This is a genomic window from Croceitalea vernalis, from assembly GCF_031846405.1.
In the GTDB taxonomy this organism is placed as follows: Bacteria; Bacteroidota; Bacteroidia; order Flavobacteriales; family Flavobacteriaceae; genus Croceitalea; species Croceitalea vernalis.
This window is the reverse complement of record NZ_JAVRHU010000002.1, coordinates 21282-41294: the sequence shown is the minus strand read 5'-3', so window position 1 is coordinate 41294 and position 20013 is coordinate 21282. Positions and strand designations below refer to the sequence as shown.

At 34.4% G+C, this 20013-nt stretch carries 22 protein-coding genes and 1 tRNA gene; 13 read left to right on the top strand and 10 right to left on the bottom strand.

Annotated features, from left to right (window positions below; all coding sequences use genetic code 11):
- Positions 1 to 14: 14 nt before the first annotated feature.
- The 5 genes from RM520_RS06625 (at position 15) to RM520_RS06605 (ending at position 4189) form a co-directional block, all read left to right on the top strand.
- Positions 15 to 185, top strand: coding sequence for a Lacal_2735 family protein (locus RM520_RS06625; RefSeq protein ID WP_311384935.1), 171 nt, complete (start codon positions 15 to 17; stop codon positions 183 to 185).
- 9 nt (positions 186 to 194) lie between these two features.
- Positions 195 to 1199: a pirin family protein gene (locus RM520_RS06620; protein ID WP_311387418.1), complete on the top strand. Its 1005-nt coding sequence runs from the start codon at positions 195 to 197 to the stop codon at positions 1197 to 1199.
- A 33-nt stretch (positions 1200 to 1232) separates the two neighbouring features.
- The gene (locus RM520_RS06615) at positions 1233 to 1670 is read left to right on the top strand and encodes a hypothetical protein (RefSeq protein WP_311384933.1); all 438 of its coding nucleotides are present in this window, start codon (positions 1233 to 1235) and stop codon (positions 1668 to 1670) included.
- A gap of 145 nt (positions 1671 to 1815) precedes the next feature.
- The gene (locus tag RM520_RS06610; protein WP_311387989.1) at positions 1816 to 3111 is read left to right on the top strand and encodes an amino acid permease; all 1296 of its coding nucleotides are present in this window, start codon (positions 1816 to 1818) and stop codon (positions 3109 to 3111) included.
- The gene (locus RM520_RS06605; RefSeq protein ID WP_311387417.1) at positions 3104 to 4189 is read left to right on the top strand and encodes an aromatic ring-hydroxylating oxygenase subunit alpha; all 1086 of its coding nucleotides are present in this window, start codon (positions 3104 to 3106) and stop codon (positions 4187 to 4189) included. Before RM520_RS06610 ends, RM520_RS06605 begins: the two co-directional genes overlap by 8 nt.
- Positions 4190 to 4195: 6 nt before the next feature.
- On the opposite strand, the gene murA is transcribed toward RM520_RS06605, so the two are convergent.
- From murA to RM520_RS06590, 3 genes are all read right to left on the bottom strand, one after another.
- Positions 4196 to 5503 carry a UDP-N-acetylglucosamine 1-carboxyvinyltransferase gene (gene murA / locus RM520_RS06600; protein ID WP_311387416.1) on the bottom strand — a complete coding sequence of 436 codons (1308 nt, stop codon included), beginning with the start codon at positions 5501 to 5503 and terminating at the stop codon, positions 4196 to 4198.
- Positions 5504 to 5523: 20 nt separating this feature from the next.
- On the bottom strand, positions 5524 to 6180 hold the full coding sequence (locus RM520_RS06595) for a DUF4290 domain-containing protein (protein ID WP_311384930.1): 657 nt from the start codon (positions 6178 to 6180) through the stop codon (positions 5524 to 5526).
- An 81-nt stretch (positions 6181 to 6261) separates the two neighbouring features.
- Positions 6262 to 6549: a DUF493 family protein gene (locus tag RM520_RS06590; protein WP_311384929.1), complete on the bottom strand. Its 288-nt coding sequence runs from the start codon at positions 6547 to 6549 to the stop codon at positions 6262 to 6264.
- A gap of 88 nt (positions 6550 to 6637) precedes the next feature.
- Here RM520_RS06590 and RM520_RS06585 point away from each other — a divergent pair, with 88 nt between their 5' ends.
- The 5 genes from RM520_RS06585 (at position 6638) to RM520_RS06565 (ending at position 11172) form a co-directional block, all read left to right on the top strand.
- Positions 6638 to 7201, top strand: a complete 564-nt coding sequence (locus RM520_RS06585) for an AAA family ATPase (protein WP_311384928.1) — start codon at positions 6638 to 6640, stop codon at positions 7199 to 7201.
- Positions 7201 to 9096, top strand: a complete 1896-nt coding sequence (locus RM520_RS06580; RefSeq protein ID WP_311387415.1) for a RecQ family ATP-dependent DNA helicase — start codon at positions 7201 to 7203, stop codon at positions 9094 to 9096. The genes RM520_RS06585 and RM520_RS06580 overlap by 1 nt, the downstream gene beginning before the upstream one ends.
- On the top strand, positions 9083 to 10048 hold the full coding sequence (gene fmt / locus RM520_RS06575) for a methionyl-tRNA formyltransferase (RefSeq protein ID WP_311387414.1): 966 nt from the start codon (positions 9083 to 9085) through the stop codon (positions 10046 to 10048). The genes RM520_RS06580 and fmt overlap by 14 nt, the downstream gene beginning before the upstream one ends.
- A 176-nt stretch (positions 10049 to 10224) precedes the next feature.
- Positions 10225 to 10497: an HU family DNA-binding protein gene (locus RM520_RS06570; protein ID WP_311384925.1), complete on the top strand. Its 273-nt coding sequence runs from the start codon at positions 10225 to 10227 to the stop codon at positions 10495 to 10497.
- A gap of 126 nt (positions 10498 to 10623) precedes the next feature.
- The gene (locus tag RM520_RS06565) at positions 10624 to 11172 is read left to right on the top strand and encodes a YqgE/AlgH family protein (protein ID WP_409220517.1); all 549 of its coding nucleotides are present in this window, start codon (positions 10624 to 10626) and stop codon (positions 11170 to 11172) included.
- On the opposite strand, the gene RM520_RS06560 is transcribed toward RM520_RS06565, so the two are convergent.
- Positions 11169 to 12014 carry an aminotransferase class IV gene (locus RM520_RS06560; protein WP_311387413.1) on the bottom strand — a complete coding sequence of 282 codons (846 nt, stop codon included), beginning with the start codon at positions 12012 to 12014 and terminating at the stop codon, positions 11169 to 11171. The genes RM520_RS06565 and RM520_RS06560 overlap by 4 nt on opposite strands.
- 54 nt (positions 12015 to 12068) lie before the next feature.
- Positions 12069 to 12452 (bottom strand): START-like domain-containing protein, encoded by a 384-nt coding sequence (locus tag RM520_RS06555; RefSeq protein ID WP_311384923.1) that lies wholly within the window; start codon positions 12450 to 12452, stop codon positions 12069 to 12071.
- A gap of 134 nt (positions 12453 to 12586) precedes the next feature.
- Between RM520_RS06555 and RM520_RS06550 the strand changes: the two genes are divergently transcribed.
- Positions 12587 to 12660: transfer RNA gene (locus RM520_RS06550), tRNA-Met, on the top strand.
- 34 nt (positions 12661 to 12694) lie between these two features.
- Here RM520_RS06550 and acs read toward each other — a convergent pair.
- The 5 genes from acs to RM520_RS06525 all read right to left on the bottom strand — a co-directional run bounded on the left by acs (position 12695) and on the right by RM520_RS06525 (position 18754).
- Positions 12695 to 14602: an acetate--CoA ligase gene (gene acs / locus RM520_RS06545; protein ID WP_311387412.1), complete on the bottom strand. Its 1908-nt coding sequence runs from the start codon at positions 14600 to 14602 to the stop codon at positions 12695 to 12697.
- A 126-nt stretch (positions 14603 to 14728) separates the two neighbouring features.
- A complete protein-coding gene (locus RM520_RS06540) occupies positions 14729 to 16504 on the bottom strand; it encodes a sodium:solute symporter family protein (protein WP_311384921.1) in 1776 nt (591 codons plus the stop codon).
- Between the two features lie 3 nt (positions 16505 to 16507).
- Positions 16508 to 16762, bottom strand: coding sequence for a DUF4212 domain-containing protein (locus tag RM520_RS06535; protein ID WP_311387411.1), 255 nt, complete (start codon positions 16760 to 16762; stop codon positions 16508 to 16510).
- Positions 16763 to 16843: 81 nt separating this feature from the next.
- On the bottom strand, positions 16844 to 17797 hold the full coding sequence (locus RM520_RS06530; RefSeq protein ID WP_311387410.1) for a phosphoribosylaminoimidazolesuccinocarboxamide synthase: 954 nt from the start codon (positions 17795 to 17797) through the stop codon (positions 16844 to 16846).
- 6 nt (positions 17798 to 17803) lie between these two features.
- Entirely contained in the window at positions 17804 to 18754 is a 951-nt protein-coding gene (locus RM520_RS06525; RefSeq protein ID WP_311384918.1) for a PhoH family protein, read from the bottom strand.
- 128 nt (positions 18755 to 18882) lie between these two features.
- Here RM520_RS06525 and RM520_RS06520 point away from each other — a divergent pair, with 128 nt between their 5' ends.
- A complete protein-coding gene (locus tag RM520_RS06520; RefSeq protein ID WP_311387409.1) occupies positions 18883 to 19713 on the top strand; it encodes an SAM hydrolase/SAM-dependent halogenase family protein in 831 nt (276 codons plus the stop codon).
- Positions 19714 to 20010 carry a putative quinol monooxygenase gene (locus tag RM520_RS06515; RefSeq protein ID WP_311387408.1) on the top strand — a complete coding sequence of 99 codons (297 nt, stop codon included), beginning with the start codon at positions 19714 to 19716 and terminating at the stop codon, positions 20008 to 20010.
- Positions 20011 to 20013 lie beyond the last annotated feature (3 nt).

The following is a 20013-nucleotide window of genomic DNA, read 5'->3' as shown; positions in this document are numbered from 1 at the left end:
ATATAAGAATTGCTATGTTCGGATTATTTAAAAAGAAAACAGAAGTAGAAAAACTCCAAGAAAAGTATCAAAAGTTAATGAAAGAAGCATTTGACCTTTCGAAAATTAATAGAAGTGAGAGTGATAACAAATATGCGGAGGCAGATGAAGTTCAAAAACAGATTGAGAAACTCAATGAAAAATAGTAATTGACAATGAGTAATCCTATTATTCAGACTTTTCCATTAGGTTTTCCTTGGAAAACGCAGGACCCATTTCTTTTTGCAGTATACCATTTGGACCATTATCCAAAAGGAAATGGGGCAATGGGGCCTGACTCAAAATTATTAAATGGTCGAAATATAGGTAATGATTTTACCATTAAAGACGGTTGGCGTATGTACCATGGTTCAACTATACCAGGTTTTCCATACCATCCACATCGTGGCTTTGAGACCATTACTATAGTTAATAAAGGGTATTGTGATCATTCTGATTCCTTAGGAGCCGCTGGTCGTTTTGGCGAAGGTGATGTACAATGGATGACAGCGGGACGAGGGGTTCAGCACTCAGAAATGTTTCCGCTCTTAAATGATGATGCTGAAAACCCGTTAGAGCTCTTTCAAATTTGGTTAAACTTGCCCAAAGCTGATAAATTTGTTGACCCTCATTTCAAAATGCTCTGGCATGAAGATATCCCAATTGTTCAAGAAAAAAATGCAACAATAAAAGTTATTGCCGGTGATTACAAAAAAGCTATAGCTAATAACCCTGCCCCAAATTCATGGGCTGCCAACAACGATAATGAAGTTGCAGTTTGGAATATTCATGTAGATGCAGAAACTGAGTTTACGATACCTAAAGCAACTACCGAAGTCACGCGTACACTTTATTTTTATGAAGGCTCAGAAATTTATTTCGGAGATAAGAAAGTGAACCCCAATTTTGGAATTAGTCTAGATGCTTCACAAGTTGCCAGTTTTAAAGTAGGCGCGAAAAAAGGACATTTTCTTCTTTTACAAGGAAAACCCATTGCAGAACCTGTAGCAAAATACGGCCCATTTGTTATGAATACGGATGAAGAAATTCAACAAGCCATGGATGAATATCGGGTTACCCAATTTGGTGGGTGGCCATGGCCCTACCCCGATAATGTGCATGAAAAAGAAAAAGGGCGTTTTGCAACATACCCAGACGGCAAAGTTGTTGAAAAAGGCTAACAATTTTAAAAGCTATTAGCTTTAATACAATTGGTGCAAAAAATTCCTCAACAAAAAAGTATGTCAATTTCCCTTTTGTTTGATACCGCCACTCTTATTCTTATTTGGATAGTACAGTTAATTATTTACCCAGGGTTTAATTACTACTCCAAAAAAGAACTTAACACCTGGCACCCGATCTATACAAGGCGCATTTCGATAGTTGTAATACCATTAATGTTTGGTCAATTAATATCTTCAATAATAGTAGCTACTCAAGAGGGTTTATTTTTTCATATTTTAAAATTATCACTAATTGTTGTTGTTTGGGTTTTGACCTTCAGCATATTTGTTCCTTTACATAATAAAATTGAAAAGACTGATAATTATAAATTAATTACAGAGCAATTAGTTCGTAAAAATTGGTTAAGAACTATAGGTTGGACTCTAATCTTTGTTTTTAGTTTACTCAGCCAATTTTATTCTTTATAATTCAACCAGTAATATAGCTAAAACCGTAATTTTAGGTTGTATTATTTTCTAACTCAAGAAAAAATACTACTTAGTTTAATTACTCATTGTTGCTTTCTCCCTAACTTTAAATCATCGCATTATAATAGCGTAAAAAAATAAATAAATCTCGAATTCAAATAAAATAGGGCTCTTATCATCGACAGCATTAGTTGTGGGCAATATGATTGGATCAGGAATTTTTTTACTTCCAGCATCACTTGCTTTATATGGAGGTATTGGCATGATTGGATGGGTTTTCGCTGCTTTGGGAGCATTGCTTATTGCTTATGTCTATGGAGCCCTAGGTAAAATAGCTCCTAATACCATTGGTGGTCCATATATTTATACACGAATAAGTTTTGGTAATTTTTCTGCATTTTTGGTTGCTTGGGGGTATTGGGTAGCAATTTGGGCTACCAACGCCGCTATAGCCGTTGCACTAGTAGGATATTTAGAAGTCTTCTTTCCTATACTCGGGAGCTCTCCTCTTATCTCAATACTAACGGGGTTGTTATTTATATGGCTATTTACTTATATCAACTCAAAGCCCCTTAAGACTATTGCTAGTATTCAAATAATTACAACCATACTAAAAGTTCTACCAATTTTGGCAATAGGTTTTTTTGGAGTTTTTTTTATTAACTGGGATAATTTCATACCCTTCAATAGAAGTGAATTGTCATCTTTTGGGGCTATTACCACCACCACTACACTTACGTTATTTGCTTTTTTAGGAATGGAAAGTGCTGGGATTATTAGTGGTGAAACTAAAAACGCTTCCAAAACCGTCAATAAAGCAACACTTATAGGTACGGTAATAACAATTCTAGTTTATCTCAGTAGTTCTCTGGCAATTATGGGAGTTATTCCTCCGGAGACTCTCCAAAGTTCCACTGCCCCTTTTGCAGATGCTGCAAATATTTTTTGGGGAGATTCAGCAAAGTTTATTATTGCAGGTTGCGCTATTATTGCGACCATTGGTGCCTTAAATGGTTGGATATTATTACAAGGTCGAATTCCAATGGCTGCAGCATTAGACGGGCTTTTTCCAAAAGTTTTTAAAAAACAAAATGACAATAAATCACCTGTTATAGGTATAGTGATATCAAGTATTCTTGCTTCACTTCTAATGATGTTCAATTTTTCGAAAAGTTTAGTTGAAGCATTTACATTTATGATGACACTTTCTACACTCTCTTGTGTAATACCCTATCTATTTTCTGCTGCCAGCTTAGCCTTAATTCTTTTCAATAAACATAAAAGACTAAATCACCCTTCAATAAGGGTTTCATTTTTAGCTTTTTGTTTTTGTATTTGGATTATTATTGGATGTGGTTATGAAATTGTATTTTATGGTACCATATTATTGTTAGTTGGTATTCCATTTTACCTCTACTTAAAAAAGAAAAATAATGAGTAAACTCTATATCAACCCTGATATCACCCAGGCTGAAACCTTACCGGCTTCTTTCTATCGTAGCCAAGAAATTTTTGAGCAAATGAAGGAAGCTATTTTTGTTAAATCGTGGCAATTTATTGGTGATAGTTCGTCACTTGTTCCGTTAGATAATTTTGCATATCCATTTTCTTTCATGGAGAACTACTTACATGAACCAATGGTTTTGGTGCGAAATAAGCAAAGTAGTATTCGTTGCATGAGTAATGTTTGCACCCATCGTGGAAATCTTATTGCACAAAATCCCGGTAATTTAAATCGTGAACTTAGTTGTATGTATCATGGTCGACGTTGGAATTTGAATGGCAAGTTCAAACATATGCCAGAGTTTAATGAAGCAAAAGATTTTCCAAGGCCTTGTGATCATCTACACCAATTTAAACTTGAAGAATGGGGACCGTTTTTGTTCACAGGTTTAAACCCTGAAGTTGATTTTTTAGTGATTAGAAATTTCTTGGATAAATACGTTGGGTTTCTTCCATTAAATGAATTCAAAATTGACCCAATCAGTAGTAAAGATTATTTGGTAAACTGCCATTGGTCTTTATATTGTGACAACTATTTGGAAGGATTTCATATTCCTTTTGTTCATCCAGATTTAAATGCTGTTTTAGATTATGACTCATACGCAACAGAATTGTTTGATTATGGCACTTTACAAATTGGGTATGCAGACGGTGCAGAAGAAACTTATAAATTACCTGAAGCCCACCCATTGTATGGAAAAGAAGTTGCCGCTTTTTATTTCTGGATTTTTCCAAATATCATGCTCAACTTTTATCCTTGGGGACTTTCTGTAAATGTGGTTAAACCAATCTCATCTACAAAAACCAAAGTATCATTTATCACCTATTTACATGGTGAAAACAGGTTTGAAGGAGCAGCCAGCAAGCTAATGGACAAGGTAGAACGTGAAGATGAATTTGTTGTAGAAGGAGTACACCAAGGTTTACAATCACGTTTTTATAAGGCCGGCAGGTTTTCACCAACAAGAGAACAGGGTGTACACCATTTTCATAGAATGTTAGCGGAAAGGCTCTAGAATGAACTAAACTCTATCTATTTTAGCTCCAATTGCTCGTAATCGTTCATCAATATTTTCATAACCACGATCAATCTGCTCAATATTATGGATTGTTGAGGTTCCTTTTGCTGAAAGCGCAGCAATTAATAAAGACACTCCTGCTCTAATATCTGGTGAAGTCATAGTAGTAGCCTTCAAAGTTGATTGAAAATTATGGCCAATTACGGTTGCTCTATGGGGGTCACAAAGAATAATCTTGGCCCCCATATCTAAGAGTTTATCAACGAAAAACAATCTACTTTCAAACATTTTTTGATGTATGACAACTTCTCCTTTAGCTTGTATCGCAACCACTAATAAAATACTCAATAAATCAGGTGTTAAACCAGGCCATGGAGCATCAGCAATGGTTAAAATAGAACCATCAATATAGTTTTGAACTTGATATCCATCTTTATGGCTAGGAATGTGAATATCATCACCTTGTTTTTCAACAGTAATTCCTAGTTTTTGAAATGCATTTGGTATTTGACCTAAATCATCCCAGCTTACGTTTTTTATGGTGAGCTCACTTTTAGTCATTGCCGCCAAACCAATCCAGCTACCTATTTCAATCATATCTGGTAGCATAGTATGTTCCGTGCCACCTAAGCTATCAACCCCATCGATATGCAATAGATTTGACCCAATACCAGTTATCTTCGCGCCCATCCGAACCAACATTTTACACAACTGTTGCAAATATGGCTCACAAGCGGCATTATAAATGGTTGTTCTGCCTTCAGCAAGAACTGCAGCCATTAAGATGTTAGCGGTACCTGTGACGGAAGCTTCATCTAAAAGCATGTATGTACCTTGAAGCTTATCAGCTTCAACACCATAAAAATATTCTTCGCGATTATATCTAAACTTTGCTCCTAAATTTATAAAACCTTCAAAATGGGTGTCAAGTCTTCTTCTTCCAATCTTATCACCACCTGGTTTTGGTATATAACCTTTACCAAATCTAGCAAGTAAAGGACCAACCAACATAATAGAACCTCTTAAACCCCGACCATCTTGTTTGAATTGATCAGATTGTAAGTAATCAAGGTTGACGTCATCAGCTTTAAAGGTATAAGAGCCTTTACCTTTTTTCTGAATCTTAACACCTAAATCTTCCAATAAAGCTATCAACTTATTGACATCAACGATATCAGGAATATTATGAATTGTGACCTTCTCTGGTGTTAATAAAACAGCACAAAGAATCTGTAATGCTTCATTCTTTGCACCTTGCGGGGTGATTTCACCTTGTAATTGATGTCCACCTTCAATTCTAAATGTTCCCATGAAACTATTTAACTAAGAAGTTAATATCTTTTTTTCCCGCGATTATGATTACGCTGGTTCTTCTTATTATTGGAATTTGACCTGTTTGACTTTTGAATTCTATTCTTTAAGAACTGGCTACTTTCGGTTAGTGCTTCACCATTAGGTGCTAAGTCAATTTCTCCATCACTCAATTCCTTCAAATGAGAAAAGATAGCCGAATCTTCAACAGTGTCTTTGTTCCAATTAAGATAACATTTCTTCATATGATTGGCTATCGCATACTCCAACCCAGATCTTAAATCTCCTTTTTCCCATTTTACGGCAACATCAATCATTCTTTTGATATTATTTCCGTAAAATCGATACTTAGGAAAATTCTGGGGGTATTCTAAAGCGTCTGGCCTTTGTTGTAAAATTTCTTTAGATGTGATTGGAAAAGGAGAATCAACATCTAATTTAAAATCAGACATTATAAATAGTTGATCCCACAATTTATGCTGAAAATCAGGTACATCACGTAAATGTGGTTGTAAATTACCCATCACACTAATAATTGATTGGGCCACCTTATTACGTTCTTCTTTATCTTCAATAGATACCGCATGGTCTACCATTTTTTGAAAATGACGACCGTATTCCGGGATTATTAAATGAGGTCTTTCGGTATTATATTCTAAGTTTTCTACTAAATTCAATCTGGAAAGTTTATGATTACAATAAACAGGAAGTATCTGTTTAACATCTGCAAATTAAGAAAATTATGGCATTATAGCTACTTAAAGCGAAATTACCCCTTCAATTTTGGTCACTTCTTTATATTTTTCAATCACGGCATCGGGGTTTTTAAGATTAACCGTTATCGAAACACTTGTGTAAGTACCCTTTTTTGATTGTTTAGAAGTTATAACGGCACCGGTATTATCAAAAATTTTAGTGATGGTATCAATTTTTCCTTTATCCGTTGGCACAATAAACTTATAAAGGTAGTCTGAAGGCCAAGTACCACTTTCCAGTAACTGTTCTTTTAAACGATTATAAAATTCTTCTGATTTTTTCTCTTCCATACTGTATTTTCTACAAAGATAATGGGTTGTACAACAATTTTTATCCCTTGTTTCAATTTCATTTCTTTGTACCATCAAACACAATCATTTGAATTCAAAAAAAATTGTAATAACTGGTGCGCCCGGCACAGGAAAAACCGTAGTTATTAATCAGTTAGAGGAAAAAGGATTTCATTGTTTTCATGAGATCATTCGAAGTATGACCGCAGATGCTAAAAATGACGAAAGTTCAAAAGACTTAGTTTCTAACCCTTTAGCATTTGTAAACGACCCTTACCAATTTAATATTAGTCTATTAAATGGAAGAATAGAACATTTCAAATCGTCAAAAAATCTTGATAAAGAGGTTATATTTTTTGATAGGGGTGTACCTGACGTTTTAGCCTATATGGACTACTTCAACCAAAAGTATAATGATAAATTCATCATGGCTTGTCAGCAATACAAATATGATTTTTTATTTATAATGCCGCCTTGGAAAGAAATTTATGTTTCGGACAATGAAAGACTTGAGACTTTTGATGAGGCTTTAGCATTACATGAATGCTTGATGAGTACCTATCTTCAATTTGGATATAAACCCATTATTGTTCCAAAAAGTACTATCGAAGAACGTAGTACCTTTATCCTAAATGAATTAAATCTTGCTTAGTGCAATTGAGTCCAAAAGAAATTTTAAATAAATATTGGGGTCATTCATCTTTCAAAGGTTCACAAGAAAAGATAATATCGTCAATTCTTAAGCAGAAAGATGTCCTTGCCTTAATGCCTACGGGCGGTGGAAAATCGGTTTGTTTTCAAGTACCGGCTATAGCCATGGACGGACTTTGTATTGTTGTATCGCCTTTACTCGCCTTAATTCATGACCAAGTTCAAGGTTTAAAAGAAATGGGAATAAAAGCCATTTCAATAACTGGCGGGGTTTCTTTTGAAGAATTAAATAACATCCTTGATAATTGTCAATTTGGAAACTATAAATTCTTATACCTATCTCCTGAAAGGCTCCAACAAAGCCTCGTACAAGAACGTATTCAACAAATGAATATCAATCTAATCGCGATAGATGAAGCCCATTGTATTTCTCAATGGGGTCATGATTTTAGGCCGTCCTATTTAGATTGTAATGTTTTAAGAGAAGTTCATCCTAACATTCCAATAATTGCCCTTACTGCAACAGCCACAAAAGTTGTTGCTAATGAGATTATCACTAATCTTCAACTCAAAGAACCTCTTTTTGTTAAAGATAGTTTTTTAAGAAAAAATATAAGCTTTAGTGTTATTAAAAAAGAAGATAAACAACACTATTTAAAAGATTTAATAAAAGCAAATGGTAAGAGCGCAATTGTTTACGTGAGAACTAGGAGAAAGACTTTTGAAGTGGCCAATTTTTTAAAAGACAATGGAATTAGTGCTACTTATTATCATGGAGGTCTTAGTATGGCGGAAAAACAATCTAAGCTTAAAGACTGGCTTACAAATAAGACCGATGTAATGGTTGCCACAAATGCTTTTGGAATGGGGGTAGATAAACCTGACGTCAGACAGGTAATTCACTATCAAATTCCTGACAGTATTGAAAATTATTATCAAGAAGCTGGAAGAGCCGGAAGAGATGGATTGTTTTCTAGAGCAACAATCATAACAAATACTAATGATCAAGAGCAAGTCAAAAGTCAATTTTTATCTACGTTGCCAACTATAGCTTTTGTAAAGGCATGCTATCAAAAACTCAATACTTATTTTCAAATAGCATATGGAGAAGGAAGCGGAGAAACCTTTAGCCTTAATTTCAATGCATTTTGTCATCGTTACGAATTAAATAGTTTTCTAGTTTATAACACCCTAAGACTACTAGACCAAAATGGTGTTATTTCACTTTCTGATTCATTTAATAGAAAAACTATAGTACAATTCACGATTTCAAAAGATAGCACATTTAATTATCTCGAAAATCATAAAACAATTTCTTCCTTGGTATTGGTAATACTAAGAACTTATGGTGGCATTTTTGATTTTGAAACTAAAATTAACACCTATTTATTGGCAAAAAAATGTAATTTAAATGAAAATGAAATTCATGCTGGTTTACTTCAATTACATGAAGATGATGTCATTAGTTATAACCCTAGCAAGGATGATTTAGAAATCACTTTTTTAATACCACGGGAAGATGACAAAAGCATAAACCCATTTACAAAAAAAATAAGCCATTTAAATAAAGTAAAAACAGATAATTTAAAACAGATCTTACTTTATGTTAATCAATCTGAATTATGCAAAAGCAAATTCTTGTTAAACTATTTTGGGGAAATTCAAAAAGAAGATTGTGGAATATGTGATTTTTGTAATGATAAAAAACCAATTGAAGTGTCCTTAAAGCAAATTATATCTGAAATTAAGCTTGAATTGAAGCATGGGCCAAAGACTTCAAGGGTGCTCCATACGTTATTGAATTATAGTGAAGAAACAATTTTAAAAGCTTTAAGGGTAATGATAGAAGACGAACTCATATCTGTAAATCATAAAAATCAATATGACCTTAGATAAAACGAAAAGAGAATTAAGAATTGTTTTTATGGGCACCCCAGATTTTGCTGTGGCAGGATTGGCTAAACTCATTGATCATAACTATATTGTTGTTGGTGTAATTACTGCGCCGGACAGACCTGCTGGTAGAGGTCGTAAAATTCAAGAATCCGCAGTAAAAAAATATGCCGTTGAACAGGGGATTAAAGTTTTGCAACCTACTAATTTGAAAAACGAAGATTTTCTAAACACTTTAAAGGGGTTTAATGCCAATTTACAAATTGTTGTGGCATTCAGAATGTTGCCAATAGTAGTTTGGCAAATGCCCGAATACGGAACTTTTAATTTACATGCATCTTTGCTTCCACAATATCGCGGGGCAGCACCAATCAATTGGGCAATTATTAATGGTGAAACAAAAACCGGAGTGACTACCTTCTTCATAGACGAAAAAATAGACACTGGCGAGATTATACTTCAAGCATCTATTGATATATCAGAGAACGAAACAGCCGGTCAACTTCATGATAAATTAATGAATTTAGGAGCAAACCTTATTTTGAATACAGTAAATCTTATTGAAAATGATAAGGTGCTACTGTCAAAACAAAAAGAAAGTAAAGAATTAAAACCTGCTCATAAGATTTTTAAAGAAACTTGTGAGATTGATTGGAACAAATCTTTAAAAACCATTCATAATCACATTAGAGGTTTAAGCCCCTACCCCACTGCTTGGACAACACTTTACAACAATGGGGATGAATTAACCTTAAAAATTTATGATGTTAGTTTTAGTCAAGAGGAACATTCCTTTGATGTTGGAAAGGTGTTTGCGAATAAAAAAATAATAAGAGTTGCAGTCAAAACTGGGTTTATTCATTTGTTGGAAATTCAATTACCCGGGAAGAGAAAAATGAAATCTCATGAGGTATTAAATGGATTTTCAATCGCTTCAGATGCATATCTACGCTAAAGCCTTACTATCACTAGCATGGTTGAATTTTAAAAAAATGGGCAGGTTTATCAACAAACCCCCCAAGTTATCAACAAAAACGCTGATTTCCCTTGGTTTTACTTGCCTCGACGCTAAATCCGTATATTTTTGTTCAGCATTAAAATTATATTAACAACAATTAATTTAATTCAATTATGAACAAAACAGAATTAATCGATGCAATGGCAGCTGATGCTGGCATCACAAAGGCAGCAGCCAAAAAGTCATTGGAATCTTTCTTAGGAAACGTTGAAGGTTCTCTTAAAAAAGGAAACAGAGTTTCTTTAGTAGGTTTTGGATCTTGGTCTGTTTCTAGAAGAAATGCAAGAGAAGGTAGAAACCCACAAACTGGAGCAACTATCAAAATTGCAGCTAAAAATGTTGTAAAGTTTAAAGCAGGTACTGAGCTAGGTAACGCTGTAAACTAGAAACTATATTTTTTATACCTTAAAAGCACTTCCTAAAAGAAGTGCTTTTATTGTTTATAGACTTTTTGATTTTATAAAAAAAATCTTACATTTAAGTACGCTATATGGAGCATAATTAAAAGTGTAATGCCAAAAAAAGGAAAATTATTAGTTGCTGAACCCGCACTGACTGGGGATGTGTCTTTCAATAGATCTGTAGTTTTATTGGCAGAACATAACGAAGAGGGTTCCGTTGGTTTTATACTTAACAAACCTCTAGAGTATGATATTAGTGATTTAGTTACTGAAATTAATATTCCTTTTAAAGTTTTCAATGGTGGCCCCGTTGAACAAGACAACCTTTACTTTATACATAAAGTTCCACATTTAATTGAAGGTAGTATCGAAATATCTGATGGCATTTATTGGGGTGGCGATTTTGAAAAGACTATCGAATTAATCAATAATAAAACAATTACAGAATCAGATATTAGGTTCTTTCTTGGTTATTCAGGTTGGGATTCTTTGCAATTAGACCAAGAACTATCTTCTAAATCTTGGGTAGTCATAAACAATGAATATCAAAGTTCAATTATTGAAAAATCTTCTTTGGCATTTTGGAAGGAAAAAATGGTTGAGCTTGGAGGTGATTACCTCATATGGTCTAATGCTCCTGAAAATCCAACTTTAAATTAAGCCAACCTAGCTCTGGCATTCAATTTACCTATCAAATCTTTTGATACTTTAACTTGAAACTCTTTCTTACGATATTTTGTGATAGGTATTATTCCTGAAATTGCATTGGTTGAAAATAATTCATCAGCCTTTTGGAGTTCAAAAGGTGAAATTGATTCTTGAATAAGTTCAAACTCTTCAAGACCATTGATTAATTCGATGAGTTTTTTTCGTACAATGCCATCTAAACATCCATCGTGTAAAGGAGGAGTCTTAATTGTGGTTCCTTTAACTAAAAAAAGATTTCCATTAATCGTTTCAATAACTTGTTTTTTATTATTTAGTAAAAGACAGTTATGATATCCATTCTCTTGGGCATACACTCCTGCAACAACATTTAAAATCTTATTAGTAGTTTTTAAATTAGATAACATATCTGGGTTTGCGTAAAAATCTTTGAATAATTCAACCTCGCAAGACTTATCAGATAATACATAAAACATATCTGGTAAAGATTCAACCTTAATGATAAAATCAATTTCATTAACGGTTGGTATGTAAAACCCACTAGGTTGTCTAGTTATTAAAAGCTTTACCCTAGCCCCAGAATCTTTTAAATTATTAGCATCAACGGTCTTCTTTATTTCAGCTTCCAAAAATTCCATAGTAAATTCCATAGGTATTTCCATGCGGAGAATACGCATGCTAGACATTAATCTAAAATAATGTTCTTCCCAAAAGAAAACTTTACCATTAACAACCCTCAAAGTTTCAAAAAGAGCATCTCCATATTGTAAACCTCGATTATCTTGGTTTAAAAATGTACTGTCTTTTGAATGTAATTGTCCGTTAAAATTGACCATAAAAAAAGCCTTGAAAAAATCAAGGCCAAATATACGTTTTCAAATACTGATTAACTACTTAGATCCCAGTACTTGTTTTAAGTCTCCTATTTGATTTTCCCATAGCATTTTAGCTTCGTCCATTTCATCATCTTCAGCAAAATCACTAATAAACAATGACACATCTTTCGTTATTTCGTCAACTATTATTCTCATTTCAAAATAAGAATCATCCTCATTATCTTCCCAAGCAAAACGAACAAACTCATCACTTTTACGTTTTAGTAATTTCGCATTCTCTTCAACCCCGTCCCAAATAAAGATAAATATTTCGCCTCTTGAATTAACATTATCAGCAAACCATTCCGAAAGACCAGAGGGTGTAGATATATAATTATATAGTAATTGTGGTGAAGATTGAATTACAAACTCAATTTCAAACTTTGTTTTATCACTCATTATTTGTTCGTTAACTATGGACGTGTTTATATAAGGTGGTAATATAAAAAAATAAACTGCAATTAATAAATTAATTATGAATTTTGATTCCGCGAAAAAATAGAATTATATTTGCAGCCGCTTAGGCAAAGCACGGCGAGGTAGCTCAGCTGGTTAGAGCGTCGGATTCATAACCCGGAGGCCGGGGGTTCAAGTCCCCCTCTCGCTACAAAAAGACCATCTATACTGATGGTCTTTTTTATTTATAGCGCTTCATCCACAATTTTTTTGACTACCTCTGGATTTAGAAGTGTTGATGTATCTCCCAGATTACCAGTCTCTTTAGATGCAATCTTTCTTAAAATTCGTCGCATTATTTTACCACTTCTGGTTTTAGGAAGCCCTGGAACAAACTGAATTTTATTTAATTTGGCTATTGGGCCAATGTGTTCGGTAATCATTTGATTGATTTCCTTTTTTAAATTTTCACGATTTCGAGATTCCCCTGTTTCTTTTAAAATAACATATCCGTATAATGCATTACCTTTTATGTCATGTGGAAAACCAACAATTGCTGATTCGGCCACGGCAGGATGTTCATTGATTGCATCTTCAATTGGTGCAGTACCTAGATTATGACCTGATACTATGATTACATCATCAACACGCCCAGTTATTCGATAATAACCAACCTCATCACGGAGGGCACCATCACCGGTAAAATACATATTCTCAAAAGCAGAAAAATAAGTATCCTTATAACGCTTATGGTCATTCCAAATGGTCCTTGCAATTGATGGCCATGGAAACTTTACACATAATCTACCATCAACCTGATTTCCTTTTATTTCTTTCCCTTTATCATCCATCAAAACAGGTTGTATACCAGGCATTGGCAAGGTTGCATATGTCGGTTTTGTAGGCGTTGAGAATGGGATTGGGGAAATTAAAATTCCTCCAGTTTCTGTTTGCCACCATGTATCCACAATTGGGCAATTTTTCTCACCAACATGGTCATTATACCAGTGCCAGGCTTCTTCATTAATGGGTTCACCAACAGTACCAAGTACTTTTAAACTAGATAAGTCATAAGATGTAACGAAATCTAGATTTTCTTTTGCTAAAGCTCTAATTGCGGTTGGAGCAGTGTAAAACTGAGTGACTTTATGTTTTTGAACAACATCCCAAAAACGTCCGAAATCTGGATAAGACGGAACACCTTCAAACATTACCGTTGTTGCACCATTTGCCAAAGGGCCATAAATGATATAAGAGTGTCCAGTAATCCAACCAATATCCGCGGTGCACCAATACACATCATCTTCTTGATATTGAAAAACATTTTTAAAGGTATATGCAGTGTAAACCATATACCCTCCTGTTGTATGCATCATACCTTTTGGCTTACCTGTTGATCCTGAAGTATATAGTATAAATAGAGGGTCTTCTGCATTCATAACTTCTGGCGGATAATCTCCGTAGGCCTTCTCTAATAATGGAGCTAACAATTCATCGCGGCCTTCAACCATATTTATAACAGAGTTGATGCGTTTAGCTACCAATACGGATTCCACATTAGGGCAATCTTCTAATGCGTCATCTACAATGCCTTTTAAATCAATCGTTTTTGCCCCACGATAAGACCCATCTGAGGTCAATACCATTTTTGCTCCACAATCATTAATTCTAGTTGCTAAAGCCGTTGCAGAAAAACCAGCAAAAACTACGGAATGAATAGCTCCAATACGTGCACAAGCCAAAAGCGATATAGCCAATTCTGGTATCATGGGAAGGTAAATAACTACCCTATCTCCTTTTTTTATACCCTTTTCACTTAGAACATTGGCCATTTTACAAACCTTTTCATGTAGCTGTTTGTAAGTTATGTGTTGTACCTCTTCTTCGGGATTATTTGGCTCGAATAATATGGCTGTTTTGTTTCCTCGAATATGAAGATGCCTATCGATACAATTTTCAGTAATATTCAGTTTTGCCCCTTCATACCACTTAATCTCTGGTTTAGAAAAATCCCAATCCAAAACGGAATTCCATTTTTTCCGCCAAACAAAATGCTCTTCTGCAATTTCTTCCCAAAAGGCTTCAGGATTACGAACGGATTTACGGTATACCTGAAAATATTCTTCTAAATGCTTAATATGATAGTTGCTCATGTAAATTTTATATGAATTTAAAAATAGCAAAAAAGAAGCTTTAAGACTTGTATCTTATTTTCAACTTTGCGTACAAAAACATTATTTTTTAATTGAATGTATTAAAGCATGTCATTGTAAATGGATTTAATGCTCAAGGGCGTCTCCAACCCCACTAGGTATTCTAATATTTTCAACAATTTCTTGAACCTCTTTAGGTGGAGGTGGTGTAAATCGAGAAATAAGCATTGCTAAAAAGAAATTTACTATCATTCCAACGGTACCAAAGCCTTCAGGTGATATACCAAACCACCAATCATTTGAAGTACTTGTCTCTGGGTGGCCTATCCAACCCAACTTAAAACGAGCAATATAGTATGTTGTAATAGCCAATCCAGCAATCATACCTGTAATAGCGCCTTCTCTATTCATCCTCTTGCTAAAAATACCCATAACAATAGCTGGAAAAAATGAAGAAGCCGCCAAACCAAAAGCCAAGGCCACTACTGAAGCAACAAATCCTGGAGGATTAATACCAAAGTACCCGGCAACTAGAACAGCTAAAACAGCGGACAAACGAGCAATTAATAATTCTTTTTTATCCGAAATTTCAGGTGCAAATTGTTTTTTAATTAAATCATGAGATATTGAAGTTGAAATTACCAACAAAAGTCCGGCGGCAGTTGACAATGCTGCGGCTAATCCACCTGCAGCAACCAAAGCTATAATCCAGTTGGGTAAACCAGCAATTTCCGGATTTGCCAAAACTGTGATATCTCGATCCACATAGAGTTCATTTCTTGTTAGGCTAGAATTTGAAATCAAGCGTTGCCCTACTGGACCTCTTAATTCTGAAAACATAGGCTTTTTACCATTTATTGCTGAACCTGGTAGGTATTGAATTTTCCCATCTCCATTTTTATCCGTCCAAGCAATAAGTCCGGTTTCCTCCCATTTTGTAAACCAATCAGGTATTTCGTTATATGGAGTATCTTGAACGGTTTCCATGAGATTTGTACGAGCAAAAACCGCTATTGCTGGTGCAGTAGTGTACAAAATGGCAATGAAGAAGAGTGCATAGCCTGCTGATTTTCGTGCATCACTTACTTTTGGCACTGTAAAGAATCGTATAATAACATGGGGAAGGCCTGCAGTGCCTAACATCAAAGCAGCTGTAATAAAAAATACATCAGTAGTAGATTTTGAGCCGTCTGTATAAGCCGTAAAACCCAATTCTTTCATTAAACCATCTAACTTGTCTAAAAGATAGACCCCATCTTCACCAGCAGAGCCCATACCAATTTGAGGAACAGGATTACCCGTAGCCATCAACGAGATAAAGATAGCTGGAACCATAAAAGCAAAAATGAGAACACAATATTGCGCTACTTGGGTATATGTTATCCCTTTCATTCCTCCTAAAAAAGCATAGAATAATACTACTGCCATTCCAATGAAAACACCTGTATTGACCTCAACGTCTAAAAACCTTGAAAAAACAACACCAACTCCTCGCATTTGACCAGCTACATAAGTAAAAGAAACAAATAAGGCAGCAATAACGGCAACTGTCCTTGCAACATTGGAGTAATATCTATCGCCTATAAAATCGGGTACTGTAAATTTTCCAAATTTTCTTAAATACGGAGCAAGTAATAATGCCAGTAAAACGTAGCCACCGGTCCAACCCATTAAATATACCGAGCCATCGTAACCTGAAAAAGCAATAATACCAGCCATACCTAAAAAAGAAGCAGCAGACATCCAATCCGCAGCAGTTGCCAATCCATTAGCTAAGGGAGAAACACCGCCACCGGCAACATAAAATTCCTTTGTTGAACTGGCTCTAGACCATATAGCAATACCAATGTAAAGGGCAAAAGTGAGGCCAACAATAATAAAAGTCCAAGTTTGAATTCCCATAGCTTATTCGTTTACATTGAATTTTTTATCCAACTTATTCATCAATTTTACATAAATGATAATAAGTAAAACAAAAACATATATGGAACCCTGTTGAGCAAACCAAAATCCAAGTTTAAAACCACCTAGTCGTATTGTATTTAATTCTTCTACTAAAAGAATACCAAAACCATATGATACCAAAAACCAAATCAATAATAGAATGGTTAGATATTTTAAGTTTTCTCGCCAGTATTTTTTTCGGTGTTCAGCGTTCATGAAGTATTAGTTATTTCATGAAATATATGAATTCCTTTAGACAATTGAACATAAGCCTGTTTAGGCAAGCTCACAAAAATTTTATTTTTTTTTCAAATAATCAGAAACATTTTGACCTATTCGCTCTTGAATGTTGGCAATGTTTGCTTTATTGAATTCTTCACCCATGATACTTTCATAGAGTTCAATGTAACGCTCGGAAACAGATATAATGTAATCGTCAGACATCTCTGGAACCGATTGACCTTCCAAGCCTTGAAAACCATTAGTGATTAACCACTGACGAACAAACTCTTTTGATAATTGCTTTTGTGCTTCTCCTCTAGATTGACGTTGTTCGTAACCTTCAGCATAAAAATATCGAGAAGAATCTGGAGTATGAATCTCGTCAATGAGAACAATTTGCCCGTCCGTAGTCTTACCAAATTCATACTTTGTATCAACCAATATTAAACCACGTTTAACAGCTAATTCGGTACCTCTTTGAAACAATGCCTTGGTATATTTTTCTAAAATTTCGTAGTCTTCTTTAGATACAATTCTTCTTTTGAGTATATCTTCTTTTGATATATCTTCATCATGCTCACCTTTTTCGGCTTTGGTTGCAGGGGTAATAATAGGATTAGGGAATTTATCATTCTCTTTCATCCCTTCAGGCATAGGCACCCCGCATATCATTCTTTTACCAGATTTATATTCTCTAGCAGCATGACCCGACATATAACCTCGTATCACCATTTCAACTTTAAATGGTTCGCAAGCTATACCAATCGCTACATTTGGGTCGGGGTTGGCCAGTAACCAGTTAGGAACAATATCTTCGGTTGCCTTCATCATTTTTGTAGCAATCTGATTTAATATTTGACCCTTATATGGTATTCCCTTTGGCATAACAACATCAAAAGCTGAAAGACGATCAGTAGCAATCATTACCAGAATATCTTTCTCTAGAGTATAGACTTCTCGAACTTTTCCTTTATAAATGGATTTTTGGCCTACAAATTGAAAATTTGTATCCATTATGGTATTTGACATGCTAAATTAATTTTGGTGCTCAATATTTTTATAAGCGTCAATGACTTTCTTGACGAGTTTATGACGAATTACATCTTTGTCATCTAAATAAATAATGCTAATACCTTCAGTATTTTTTAAAATAAGAAGTGCTTCTTTCAACCCTGAAATAACTCTTCGAGGCAAGTCTATTTGACCAGGGTCACCTGTCAATAGAAATTTTGCATTCTTACCCATACGTGTCAAAAACATTTTCATTTGAGCGTGAGTAGTATTCTGAGCTTCGTCTAAAATAACAAAGGCGTTATCTAAAGTTCTACCCCGCATAAATGCCATTGGAGCAATTTGTATAGTACCATCTTCAATATATTTCTCTAATTTTTCTGGAGCAATCATATCGCGTAGTGCGTCATACAAAGGCTGCATATAGGGGTCTAATTTTTCTTTTAGATCACCCGGCAAGAAACCAAGATTTTCGCCAGCCTCTACTGCTGGTCTAGTTAAAATAATACGTCGAACCTGCTTTTCTTTTAAAGCTTTTACTGCTAGGGCTACGCCCGTATAGGTTTTACCTGTTCCCGCAGGTCCAATGGCAAAAACCATATCATCTTTTTTACTTGCGTCTACCATACGACGCTGGTTAGCAGTTTGGGCCTTTATTAATCTACCACTTACACCATGTACCAGCACTTCGCCACTTGACTTTGAAGATTTTTCTTGTTCACCATTGCTAGTTAAAACACGTTCAATAGAATTTTCATCTAATTTATTATACTTAGCAAAGTGAGCTGTAAGCATATCAAATCGCTTGTCAAACTCCTCTAACAATTCTTCATCACCATAAACTTTAATTTTACTTCCTCTCGCTACAATCTTTAGTTTTGGAAAATATTTTTTAAGGAGTTCTATGTTCTCATTTTGTTGCCCAAAAAAATCTCTTGGGCTAATCTCAGTAAGTTCTAATATCAGTTCGTTCAAAGAAAATTTACGATTTATTTGTTAGTGAATTTTTTTTGGAAAAACTTCTTCTTCCTTTTGTTTAATTTTACAAACAAACTTAATTAAAAAAGGCTTTTAAGAAGCAAAAACATATCAACAGTAAACCAATGGCAATTATAACACTCACAACAGATTTTGGCTATAAGGACCATTATGTTGCTGCCATAAAAGGCGCTATCTTAAAAGAAGTGCCTAATGCTAATGTTGTTGATATTTCACATGCAATTTCTCCTCTAGACATTCAAGAGTGTGCTTATATCCTTAAAAACACGTATCATTATTACCCTGAGGGTACCATTCACATTATAGGAATGGATTCTGAAGTATCGCCAGAAAATGAACATATAGCAGTTTTTATGAACGGGCATTACTTTATAGGAGCGAATAATGGTATCATATCTTTAATTGCTAAAAACACAAAACATCAAGAACTCGTTGAAATAAGTCTACCGAATACTGGAAAAAACTCATTTCCAATTCTAGAAGTATTTATTAAAGTTGCTTGTCATATTGCAAGAGGTGGTAAACTTGGAGTGGTAAGTAAGCCATTTAATCGACTTAAAGAAATTAAGGAATTAGAACCGCGTATTACAAATAATGGTAAAACAATTATAGGGAACGTTATTTATACCGATAATTATGGTAATGTGGTTACTAATATTACAAAAACCTTATTTGAAGCTTACCGAAATGGTCGGGCATTTGAGATAATCGCTCGTCGCCAAAAAATTAATTCAATTCATCATAGTTACAATGGTATTATAAAATATGAATTGCCTGAAAATCAAAGATTAGGACCAAGTGATTTACTTGCGTTGTTTAATTCATCTGGGAATATTGAACTTGCTATTTATAAAAGTGATTTGAAATCGGTAGGTGGGGCTTCAACCCTTTTAGGTCTTAAACATCTAGACATGATAACCGTAAATTTTTTATAAATGTTGGTGAGAATCGTCAAATTAAGTTTTAAGAAGGAAAATATTTCTAGTTTTGAAAAAGTATTTGAAGAGACTAAAACTCAAATTAGAGAGTTTGATGGATGTAATTTATTAGAATTATATCAAGACAAAAATAATCCCAATATCTTTTTCACCTATAGCTATTGGAATAATGAAAATGATTTAGAAAATTATAGAAATTCTGATTTTTTTAAATCTGTTTGGTCAAAAACCAAAGTAATGTTTGATGCAAAACCTGAAGCTTGGAGTGTTTCAAAAAAAGCCATTTTGAGCTAATAT

Excerpts from the sequence above, each read along its gene's own strand:
- RM520_RS06515 (WP_311387408.1), top strand. The coding sequence starts at position 19,714 with ATGTTGGTGAGAATCGTCAAATTAAGTTTTAAGAAGGAAAATATTTCT.
- RM520_RS06605 (WP_311387417.1), top strand. The coding sequence starts at position 3,104 with ATGAGTAAACTCTATATCAACCCTGATATCACCCAGGCTGAAACCTTA.
- RM520_RS06520 (WP_311387409.1), top strand. The coding sequence starts at position 18,883 with ATGGCAATTATAACACTCACAACAGATTTTGGCTATAAGGACCATTAT.
- RM520_RS06560 (WP_311387413.1), bottom strand. The coding sequence starts at position 12,014 with ATGGTCAATTTTAACGGACAATTACATTCAAAAGACAGTACATTTTTA.
- RM520_RS06625 (WP_311384935.1), top strand. The coding sequence starts at position 15 with ATGTTCGGATTATTTAAAAAGAAAACAGAAGTAGAAAAACTCCAAGAA.
- RM520_RS06540 (WP_311384921.1), bottom strand. The coding sequence starts at position 16,504 with ATGGGAATTCAAACTTGGACTTTTATTATTGTTGGCCTCACTTTTGCC.
- RM520_RS06565 (WP_409220517.1), top strand. The coding sequence starts at position 10,624 with ATGCCAAAAAAAGGAAAATTATTAGTTGCTGAACCCGCACTGACTGGG.
- RM520_RS06620 (WP_311387418.1), top strand. The coding sequence starts at position 195 with ATGAGTAATCCTATTATTCAGACTTTTCCATTAGGTTTTCCTTGGAAA.
- fmt (WP_311387414.1), top strand. The coding sequence starts at position 9,083 with ATGACCTTAGATAAAACGAAAAGAGAATTAAGAATTGTTTTTATGGGC.
- RM520_RS06535 (WP_311387411.1), bottom strand. The coding sequence starts at position 16,762 with ATGAACGCTGAACACCGAAAAAAATACTGGCGAGAAAACTTAAAATAT.
- RM520_RS06555 (WP_311384923.1), bottom strand. The coding sequence starts at position 12,452 with ATGAGTGATAAAACAAAGTTTGAAATTGAGTTTGTAATTCAATCTTCA.
- RM520_RS06570 (WP_311384925.1), top strand. The coding sequence starts at position 10,225 with ATGAACAAAACAGAATTAATCGATGCAATGGCAGCTGATGCTGGCATC.
- RM520_RS06590 (WP_311384929.1), bottom strand. The coding sequence starts at position 6,549 with ATGGAAGAGAAAAAATCAGAAGAATTTTATAATCGTTTAAAAGAACAG.
- acs (WP_311387412.1), bottom strand. The coding sequence starts at position 14,602 with ATGAGCAACTATCATATTAAGCATTTAGAAGAATATTTTCAGGTATAC.
- murA (WP_311387416.1), bottom strand. The coding sequence starts at position 5,503 with ATGGGAACATTTAGAATTGAAGGTGGACATCAATTACAAGGTGAAATC.
- RM520_RS06530 (WP_311387410.1), bottom strand. The coding sequence starts at position 17,797 with ATGTCAAATACCATAATGGATACAAATTTTCAATTTGTAGGCCAAAAA.